The following is a 6,677-nucleotide window of genomic DNA, read 5'->3' as shown; positions in this document are numbered from 1 at the left end:
TTGTAGCCGAAGATCGGCTTGCGGCTGAACACCGGCAGGATCTCGGTGACGATACCGAAGAACGGTAGCGCGATGATGTACACCTCGGGGTGACCGAAGAACCAGAACAGGTGCTGCCACAGGATGGCGCCGCCGTGTTCGGGGTTGTAGACCTGGGTGCCGACGATGCGGTCGGCCCCCAGGGCCACCAGGGCGCCGGTCAGGACCGGGAAGGCCAAGAGCACGAGGATGCCGGTGAGCAGGGTGTTCCAGGTGAAGATCGGCATGCGGAACATCGTCATACCGGGCGCGCGCATGCACAGACCGGTGGTGATGAAGTTGACCGCGCCCAGGATGGTGCCCAGACCCGAGACGATCAGGCCCAGGACCCATAGGTCGCCGCCGATGCCCGGTGAGCGCACCGCGTCGGAGAGCGGTGTGTAGGCGAACCAGCCGAAGCTGGCGGCGCCGCCCGGGGTCAAGAAGCCGCCGATGGTGATGAGGCCACCGAACAGGAACAGGTAGTAGCTGAACAGGTTCATCCTCGGGAACGCCACGTCGGGCGAGCCGATCTGCAGCGGCATGATCACGTTCGAGAACCCGATGAACAGCGGGGTCGCGAACAGCAGCAGCATGAGCGTGCCGTGCATGGTGAACATCTGGTTGAACTGTTCGTTGGACATGACCTGCATGCCCGGAGCGAAGAGTTCGGCCCGGATGAAGAGCGCCATGATCCCGGAAAGGACGAAGAAGGCGAAGGAGGTGATCAGGTACATGTACCCGATGACCTTGTGATCCGTCGACGTCATCCAATTGACGATGATCGAGCCCTTTTTCTCCACCCCCTCGGAGGCGGCGGGCCGTGTGCTCGTGTCGACCAAGGTACAACTCCGTTCTCGACGTTACACGAAAGAGGACTCTTCAGGAGAGAAATACTCCAAAAAGGAGGGAATGAGGATTAAATAACGAATGTCCGATTATCCGGGCAATACTTCTAGTCACCCAGGGCCCGAACCACGGAGAACGCATCCCCCGAACTCACGAAAGAGGGCTCCGCCCTCGACAGGATCTCACGATCACACCTCTCATCCGGCCAGCCAATCTAGCAATCCGGGGAGCGATTTCATAGGAGGACCCGGAATCCCGGTGGACCTTTGACCCGAGGATGCGAATTCCCATTTTTTACGCGCCATTCACCTTCTTCATCCATAAATTCGACCCTTCTTCCTGAACGAAGATCGATCCCCGACGAGCACCGACTCGGTGATTCGACAGGCCCTCAGACGGGCAGGGATGCCGACACGGGACGCAGAACCCGAACTTCAAGGGGAATCGAGGTGGATCATGCGCTACGACGAGTTCTTGGCCGAGGTGCGTGAACTCGGTGAGTACCGGGACAATCAGGAGGCCGAAGAGGTCACGACGGCGGTCCTGTCCGTTCTTTCCACTCGCCTGCCCGGGCAACAGGTCGAGAAGCTGGCCGCGCAACTCCCGGAGCAACTCGGCGAAGGTTTCCGCCAAGCGGAACAGCCCGAACCCGAATCCTTCGGGGTCGAGGAGTTCCACCAACGTGTCGCCGAACGGGTCGGTGGGCGCGCCCTGACCGCGGAGCAGGACTCCGGAGCGGTCCTGACGACCGTGGCCAAGACGGTCTCCGGCGGAGAACTGAATCAACTCCTGAGTCACCTGCCGTCCGGCTACGCCGTGATGTTCGGCAAACCCGAACTGTCGTGACACCCGGCCCCCACGGTCACCAGGCCGTGGGGCCGACCGCAAGGTCATGACCCCGGCATGGTTCGGCCAACCCTCGGCGTTTTTCCGTGAAGAGCACCGGCCCCTATCCCACGGTGGAGGACCGTGCCTCGAACCGAAACCGGGGGCACGGAACGCGTCGAGGGCCCGTGTGCACGGGGCCGGGGGGGGTGTTCCATGAGCATGTGGACCTGGCTGAGGTCATGGCCCGTACTGAGACAGGTGGCCGGTGATGATCCGATGGGTCTCGGCTCGGCCGTCAAGTCCGAGCGCAGCGACCGGTTACTGCCACGCACGGCCGAGGCCGACCGGGTGGTCAAGTCGGTCTGTCCCTACTGCGCGGTGGGATGCGGGCAGAACGTCTACGTCCGTGACGAGCAGGTCATCCAGATCGAAGGGGACCCCGACTCCCCCATCAGCCGGGGACGGTTGTGCCCCAAGGGTTCGGCGAGCCTCCAACTCACCACCGGTTCCGCACGACGGGACAAGGTCCTGTACCGACCCGCCTACGGCACCGACTGGGAGGAACTGGACCTGGACACCGCCATGAACATGGTGGCCGACCGGGTCCTGCGGACCCGCGAGCAGACCTGGGAACAGGAACACGAGGGGCAAAGGGTGGCCCGCACCCTCGGTATCGCCAGTCTGGGCGGTGCGACCCTCGACAACGAGGAGAACTATCTGATCAAAAAGCTCTTCACCGCTCTGGGCGTGATCCAGGTCGAGAACCAGGCCCGGGTGTGCCACAGCTCCACGGTGGCGGGTCTGGGCACCTCCTTCGGTCGGGGCGGGGCGACCATGTTCCTCCAGGACCTGCAGAACTCCGACTGCATCGTGATCGAGGGCTCCAACTTCGCCGAGGCCCATCCGGTGGGCTTCCAGTGGGTGATGGAGGCCAAGGCACGGGGAGCGGTCGTCATCCACGTCGACCCGCGGTTCAGTCGCACCAGCGCCCTGGCCGACCTGCACGTGCCCATCCGGGCGGGCACCGACATCGCCTTCCTCGGCGCGATCATCAACCACGTCCTGACCGAGGAGAAGTACTTCCGTGACTACGTGCTGAACTACACCAACGCGGCGACCCTGGTGGGAGAGGACTTCCGCGACACCGAGGACCTGGACGGGGTGTTCTCCGGTTTCTCGGAGCGAGACCACACCTACGACGTCACCTCTTGGAGCTACGAAGGCGTGGAGGTGGCCGCAGCCGCGGGGGACCGCAACCAGTTGCACCGGACCCGCAAAGAGGAGGGCCAGGACATCGGACACGCGGGACGCCCCGAACAGCAGGGTTCGGGTGGCGCCGTGATCCGGGACGGGGGCAAGGAGGACCGCACGCTCACGGATCCGCGCTGTGTGTTCCAGATCCTCAAACGCCACTACGCGCGTTACACACCGGAACTGGTCGAGGAGGTGTGCGGCATCCCGCGGGACGTGTTCGCCAGGGTCTGCGACCATCTGACCGAGAACTCGGGCCCCGACCGCACCAGCGCGTTCTGCTACGCCGTGGGGTGGACCCAGCACACCGTGGGTTCGCAGTACATCCGTACCGCCTCCATCCTCCAGCTGTTGCTCGGCAACATCGGACGACCGGGAGGTGGAATCCAGGCGTTGCGCGGGCACGCCAGCATCCAGGGGTCCAGCGACGTACCGACCCTGTTCGACCTCCTGCCCGGCTACCTGCCCATGCCGCACGCCCACGAGGAGCAGGACCTCGACGGGTACGTCAGGGCCGCCGGGTACCCGCACAAGGGGTTCTGGTCGAACATGCGGTCCTACACGGTCAGCCTGCTCAAGGCCTGGTGGGGTGAGCACGCCACCGCCGAGAACGACTTCCGTTTCGACCACCTGCCCCGGCTCACCAGATCGCACAGCACCTACGACACGGTCATGGCCCAGATCGAGGGTGTGTGCAAGGGCTACTTCCTCATGGGTGAGAACCCCGCCGTGGGTTCGGCCAACAGCCGGGCCCAGCGCTTCGGTATGGCCGAACTGGACTGGCTCGTCGTACGTGACTTCTCCTTGATCGAGAGCGCCACCTGGTGGAAGGACGGTCCCGAGATCGAGTCCCAAGAGATGCGTACCGAGGACATCGGCACGGAGGTGTTCTTCTTCCCGGCGGCCGCGCACACGGAGAAGTCCGGTACCTTCACCAACACCAACCGGACCCTACAGTGGCACGACCGCGCGGTGGTGCCCAGTGGTGACCGACGCAGCGACCTGTGGTTCATGTACCACCTGGGTCGTCTGATCCGGGAACGGCTCCAAGGCTCGCAGGACCCCAAGGACCGCCCACTCCTGGAACTCACCTGGGACTATCCGCTGGAGGAGGGAGAGGAGCCCAGCGCCGACGCGGTACTGCGCGAGATCAACGGCCACGACGCCAAGGGCCGCCCCCTGAGCGGGTACACGGAGCTACGCGACGATGGTTCGACCAGCTGCGGTTGCTGGATCTACTGCGGGGTCTTCAAGGACGGGGTCAACCAGTCCGCCAGGAAGAAGCCCGGTGGTGAACAGGATTGGATCGCCGCCGAGTGGGCCTGGTCCTGGCCGGACAACCGGCGTGTGTTGTACAACCGCGCCTCCGCCGACCCCGAGGGGCGTCCGTGGAGTGAGCGCAAGGCTCTGGTGTGGTGGGACGAGGATTCGGGGCGCTGGAGCGGGTACGACGTCGCCGACTTCGAACCCGACAAGGCGCCCACCTACCGACCCCGCGATGGGGCCAAGGGGGTGGAGGCACTGAGCGGGGTGGACCCGTTCATCATGCAGGCCGACGGCAAGGGATGGTTGTTCGCTCCGGCCGGTCTCAACGACGGCCCCATGCCCACCCACTACGAGCCCCAGGACACCCCGTTCACCAACCCGCTGTACGGGCACCAACGCAACCCCACTCGCCTGCTCTACCAGCACGAACTCAACAGGTACCACCCACGTCCCGACACGCCGGAGGCCGACGTGTACCCGTACGTGGTGACCACCTACCGACTCACCGAACACTTCACCGCCGGAGGCATGAGCCGATGGACGCCCTACCTGTCCGAACTGCAACCGGAGTTCTTCTGTGAGGTCGGCCCGGAACTGGCCCAGGAGCGCGGCCTGGAACACGGCGGCTGGGCCACGATCGTCACGGCCCGCAACGCCATCGAGGCGCGGGTACTGGTCACCGACCGCATGCGGCCGCTGCGGGTGCAGGGCAGGGTGGTGCATCAGATCGGCCTGCCCTATCACTGGGGTCCCAACGGTTACTCGACCGGTGACGCGGCTAACGAGCTGATGTCCATGGCGTTGGATCCCAACGTGCACATCCAGGAGGTCAAGGCGCTGACGGCCGACATCCGGCCCGGGCGGCGTCCCCGGGGGCCGGAACGAGTGGCCCTGGTCGAGGAGTACCGGAACAGAGCCCTGATCACCGAGCGGACCGGAACGGAGAGGTGAGTGATGACGGCGGACGGACAGCCCTCCCGCAAGGGTTTCTTCACCGACACCAGTGTGTGCATCGGTTGCAAGGCCTGCGAGGTGGCCTGCAAGGAGTGGAACATGGTTCCCGAGGACGGGCTGGACTTCTTGGCCTCGTCCTTCGACAACAGCGGTCGGCTCGGCGCCGATACCTGGCGGCACGTGGCCTTCATCGAGCAGCGTGAGCCCTTGGGGCACCAGGACGCGGGGGTGGGCCGGCCCGAGGGCGGCCCGGGCCCGGTGGACGTGGGCATGCCCTCCTTCGAACTTCCGGGACAGCGTTCGGCGGCCGACGGCGCGGGGGACTTCCGTTGGTTGATGTCCTCGGACGTGTGCAAGCATTGCACGAGCGCCGCCTGCCTGGACGTATGCCCCACCGGGGCGATCTTTCGGACCGAGTTCGACACCGTGGTGGTGCAGGAGGACATCTGCAACGGGTGCGGATACTGCGTGCCGGCCTGCCCCTACGGGGTGATCGATCGCCGGGAGGTGGACGGTCGCGCCTGGAAGTGCACCCTGTGCTACGACCGTATCGGAGAAGGGCTGGAGCCCGCGTGCGCCAAGGCGTGCCCCACCGACTCGATCCAGTTCGGCGACCTGGACGAGTTGCGTGAGCGTGCCGACCGGCGGGTGCGGGACCTTCATGGAGCGGGGGTCTCCTCGGCGCGGTTGTACGGGGAGGACCCCGACGACGGTGTCGACGGCGCGGGTGCGTTCTTCCTCTTGCTGGACGAACCCGAGGTGTACGGTCTGCCACCGGATCCCGTGGTGACCACCCGGGACCTGCCGTCGATGTGGCGCCACGCGGGCACCGCCGCACTCGTGCTCTTGGCCGGGGCGGCCTCGGCGTTCGTGGGGAGGCGGTCATGAGCAATCCCGACCGGACGGGCGAGGGCCTGAGCCAGGCCGGACACCAAGCCATCACCGGCGCGGCCGAGGTGGTCTCCCAGGAGCAGCGAAGGCGGCACGGTGAACACCGTGGCAAGGGTCCTGGCGGGGGCCGGCGACGTGGGGGCGAGCCCACCCGGGTGCCAGAGGCCGAGTTTCGCACCTACCACGGCAGACCGGTCCTCAACCAGATCGTGTGGAAGGCCGGCGACATCGGCGGCTACCTGTTCCTGGGCGGGCTCGCCGGGGCCTCGTCCGTCTTGGCCGCAGGGGCCGAGTGCACCGGCCGTCCCGGCCTGGCACGCCCCCTCAAGTACACCGCCCTGGCCGCGATCTCCGGTTCGACGGCCGCGCTGATCCACGACCTGGGCCGGCCGGAACGCTTCCTCAACATGCTGCGGGTGTTCAAACCGACCTCACCGATGAGTATGGGGTCGTGGATCCTCATGGGGTACGGGCCCTTGGCCGGAGTGGCCGCGGTCACCGCGGCCACTGGGTGGTTCCCACGGATCGGGCGGGCCGCCACCATCGGCGCGGGGCTGACCGGGCCGCTGGTTGTCACCTACACGGCCCCGCTGATCTGTGACACCGCCGTCCCCGCCTGG

Annotated in this window: 5 protein-coding genes; 4 read left to right on the top strand and 1 reads right to left on the bottom strand. The window is 66.1% G+C overall.

Annotated features, from left to right (window positions below):
* The coding region (locus D472_RS0100485) for a cbb3-type cytochrome c oxidase subunit I (protein ID WP_193373410.1) at positions 1-788 on the bottom strand (788 nt) is incomplete at its 3' end.
* 535 nt (positions 789-1,323) lie between these two features.
* Between D472_RS0100485 and D472_RS0100480 the strand changes: the two genes are divergently transcribed.
* The 4 genes from D472_RS0100480 to nrfD all read left to right on the top strand — a co-directional run.
* The gene (locus D472_RS0100480; RefSeq protein ID WP_017602537.1) at positions 1,324-1,713 is read left to right on the top strand and encodes a DUF2267 domain-containing protein; all 390 of its coding nucleotides are present in this window, start codon (positions 1,324-1,326) and stop codon (positions 1,711-1,713) included.
* 195 nt (positions 1,714-1,908) lie between these two features.
* Entirely contained in the window at positions 1,909-5,163 is a 3,255-nt protein-coding gene (gene fdh, locus D472_RS0100475) for a formate dehydrogenase (RefSeq protein WP_017602536.1), read from the top strand.
* A 3-nt stretch (positions 5,164-5,166) separates the two neighbouring features.
* Positions 5,167-6,054: a 4Fe-4S dicluster domain-containing protein gene (locus D472_RS0100470; protein ID WP_017602535.1), complete on the top strand. Its 888-nt coding sequence runs from the start codon at positions 5,167-5,169 to the stop codon at positions 6,052-6,054.
* Positions 6,051-6,677, top strand: a 627-nt coding sequence (gene nrfD, locus D472_RS0100465) for an NrfD/PsrC family molybdoenzyme membrane anchor subunit (protein WP_017602534.1), incomplete at its 3' end; no start/stop codon positions are given. The genes D472_RS0100470 and nrfD, both read left to right, overlap by 4 nt.

This window comes from Nocardiopsis alkaliphila YIM 80379 (genome assembly GCF_000341005.1).
In the GTDB taxonomy this organism is placed as follows: Bacteria; Actinomycetota; Actinomycetes; order Streptosporangiales; family Streptosporangiaceae; genus Nocardiopsis; species Nocardiopsis alkaliphila.
This window is presented reverse-complemented; position numbering and strand designations above follow the sequence as displayed.